At 43.6% G+C, this 3,349-nt stretch carries 2 protein-coding genes; one reads left to right on the forward strand and one right to left on the reverse strand.

Features of this window, described 5'->3' with window-relative positions:
* Window positions 1-66 precede the first annotated feature (66 nt).
* Window positions 67-2,622: a bifunctional aconitate hydratase 2/2-methylisocitrate dehydratase gene (locus CDOM16189_RS07890; protein WP_170000945.1), complete on the reverse strand. Its 2,556-nt coding sequence runs from the start codon at window positions 2,620-2,622 to the stop codon at window positions 67-69.
* A gap of 135 nt (window positions 2,623-2,757) precedes the next feature.
* On the opposite strand from CDOM16189_RS07890, the gene CDOM16189_RS07895 reads away from it, so the two are divergent.
* Window positions 2,758-3,222 carry a methylated-DNA--[protein]-cysteine S-methyltransferase gene (locus CDOM16189_RS07895; RefSeq protein ID WP_170000946.1) on the forward strand — a complete coding sequence of 155 codons (465 nt, stop codon included), beginning with the start codon at window positions 2,758-2,760 and terminating at the stop codon, window positions 3,220-3,222.
* Window positions 3,223-3,349 lie beyond the last annotated feature (127 nt).

A 3,349-nucleotide genomic window follows, 5' to 3' on the forward strand; every position in this document is an offset into this window, starting at 1 on the left:
TGCTTCATGCATATTAGTCCTTTAGCAAGCGGGCAAATTAGCAAATTCACCCGCTTAAATCAGAATTTAATCTATCTTGAAATTCTCTATCTCATTAAAATTTAGATATCTGTAAATTTCATCTTCTTTGCCTGCGATTTTATGAGGAACTATCCTCATATACTCTTCCACACTCGGCAGTCTTCCAAGTAGAGCGCAAACCGCTGCAAGTTCTGCGCTTCCAAGATAAACCTTCGCGCCAAGCCCCATTCTGTTGTCAAAATTTCTGGTCGAGGTCGAAAAGACCACGGCGTTATCCTCAACTCGAGCTTGATTTCCCATACAAAGCGAGCAGCCGGGCACCTCTATACGCGCTTTTACACTTCTAAAGACGTCATAATACCCCTCGCGTTCAAGTTCATCCTTATCCATCTTTGTAGGCGGCACAACCCAAAGGCGCGTAGGTATCTCGCCCTCGCCTCTTAGCACTTCGGCTAAAGCGCGGTAGTGTCCGATATTTGTCATGCAGCTCCCCACAAAGACCTCATCGATCTTCTTAGCACGTCTTTCATCGGCTAAAATTTCACTAAGAGTCGCCACATCGTCAGGATCGTTCGGACAAGCAAGTATCGGCTCGGTTATCTCGTCTAAATTTATCTCTATCACTTCGGCATACTTGGCGTTACTATCGGCTTTTAGGAGGGTTGGGTTTGCCAGCCACTCAAGCATCTTTTCACGCCTTCTTTCAAGAGTCGCCTTGCTTTCATACCCTGCTTTTATCATCGCTTCGATGAGAGTTATGTTTGATCTTATATACTCTATCACTGGCGCTTTATCAAGAGCCACTACGCAGGCGGCTGCGGAGCGTTCGGCTGAAGCGTCGCTTAGCTCAAATGCCTGCTCTACTTTTAGGCTCTCAAGCCCTTCGATCTCTAAAATTTTGCCCGCAAAGATATTTTTCTTGTTTTTCTTTTCAACCGTAAGCAGCCCGCACTTGATCGCGTAGTAAGGTATCGCATTTACAAGATCTCTGAGCGTGACGCCTCTTTGAAGCTTGCCTTTAAATCGCACTAAGACGGATTCGGGCATATTCAAAGGCATAACGCCAAGCACCGCCGCAAACGCCACAAGACCGCTTCCGGCTGGAAAGCTTATGCCGATAGGAAAGCGCGTATGACTATCGCCGCCCGTTCCAAGGGTATCTGGAAGCACCATGCGATTTAGCCACGAGTGTATGACGCCATCGCCGGGCTTTAGACTAACTCCGCCGCGAGAGTTCATAAATTTCGGCAAAGTCTTATGCGTGATCGCATCGCTTGGCTTAGGGTAAGCCGCCGTATGACAAAAGCTCTGAAGCACAAAATCAGCCGAAAATCCAAGGCTTGCAAGCTCTTTTATCTCATCTCTCGTCATAGGCCCCGTGGTGTCTTGACTGCCTACGGTCAAAGTCAAAGGCTCGACGTAAGAATTTGGCCTCACGCCTTGCATGCCGCACGCCTTTCCTACTATCTTTTGAGCCAGAGTAAAGCCAAATTCGCCATCATCCTTAGGCTGAGTAGGCTTAGTAAATATATCCTCAGCACCTAAATTTAGTGCCGCCCTAGCCTTCATGCAAAGCCCGCGACCGATGATAAGCGGTATGCGCCCACCCGCTCTTATCTCATCAAGCAGAGTGTTTGGCATAAGCATAAAGCGACTTACGACCTTGCCCGCTCGCACTATCTCGCCTTTATACGGATAAATTTCTATCTCATCGCTCGTCTCGAGCAAGCTTACGTCAGCGATTATAGGTAGTGCGCCGCTATCTTCTGCAGTGTTAAAAAATATCGGAGCGATAGTCGTGCCAATAACTATGCCGCCTGTTTTTTTGTTTGGCACGCCGTCAATGTCTCGCCCTAAATGCCACTGGATAGAGTTGATACCGCTCTTTCTACTTGAGCCGGTACCCACGACATCACCCACATAAACCACTTCGCGGCAGCTTTTTTTCAGCTCAGCTATCTTTTCAAGGCTTCCTGGCTGTCTTCTAATAAGCATAGCATTAGCATGAAGCGGGATATCAGAGCGAGTAAATGCCTCGCTTGCAGGGCTTAGATCATCCGTATTAGTCTCTCCAGGCACCTTAAATACAACCGCCTTTATCACCTCATCAAGCGGCTTACGCGATAAAAACCACTCTGCATTCGCCCATGAGATCATAACTTCCCTAGCAAATTCGTTACTTTTGCTTAAATTTAGCACGTCATTAAAATAATCATGCACAAAAATCGTCTCTTTAAGCACCTCACAGGCAGCCTTTGCCACTGCTTTATCGCTATTTTGAAGCGAGGCTATAAGCACGATCACACTATATCCGCCAAGCATAGGCTTTAGCATATTTACCGCGCTTAGCTTATCAATGCCAGCGATCTTAACATCGTGATTTATGATCTCGTTTAAAAATTCAGCCTTTATCTTAGCCGCATCATCAACGCCCGGATTTACTCTAGTAGCAAGCAAATTTATAAGCTCGGATTGCCTTTTATCGCCATCTTTTAAAAGCTCGCAAACTTGCTTTGTCTGTTCTACGCTTAAAGCAAGCGGCGGAATACCGAACATTGCCCTTTCATCAACGTGTTTTTTATACTCTTTAAAAAAATCCATCACTTATCCTTTGTTATTTGCTTAAGGTAAATAAGCTGCAAATTTTAACTATTTAGCCCTATTTTATCCAAAAACGCATAAGAAACTAAACTAAAATTTGATAAATTTAAGGATACGAAACCAAAAGGAGTAAATTTGCAAAAAGCCTACTTCAAATCCCCTGTCGGCATCTTAGAAATTTGCGCAGACGAAAACGGAATTTGCGAGCTAAATTTCGTGGATAAATTTGTAAAAACAGAGGTTAAAGATGAAAATTTAAAGCTTTGTTTAAAAGAGCTTGATGAGTATTTCAAAGGAAATTTGCGCGAGTTTAAATGCAAATTTCAAATTTCAGGCACTCCTTTTCAAAAAAGCGTATATGAGGCGCTACTTAAAATTCCTTACGGAAAGAGAGTGACCTACGCCCAGCTAGCTAAAAACATAGATAGGCAAAAGGCTTGCCGCGCGGTCGGGTCTGCAAACGGTAAAAACAAAATCCCCATCATAATCCCATGCCACCGAGTGGTTGCCGGCAACTCACTTGGCGGATACTCAGGCGGCGAAGGCTTAAAAACAAAAATTTGGCTAATAAATCATGAAAATAAAAGAATTAGTTTTTAAAAAGCTTTACTTCATCACAATAAAAATATATTTTATAGATTCAGCTTCATACTGTACATAAGTACAATATATTAATGTCGCATTTCTCGATATAATTCACACAAAATAAAATTTAATAAGGATTCAT

This window comes from Campylobacter sp. RM16189 (genome assembly GCF_012978815.1).
Lineage (GTDB): Bacteria > Campylobacterota > Campylobacteria > Campylobacterales > Campylobacteraceae > Campylobacter_A.

Excerpts from the sequence above, each read along its gene's own strand:
- CDOM16189_RS07890 (WP_170000945.1), bottom strand. The coding sequence starts at position 2,622 with ATGGATTTTTTTAAAGAGTATAAAAAACACGTTGATGAAAGGGCAATG.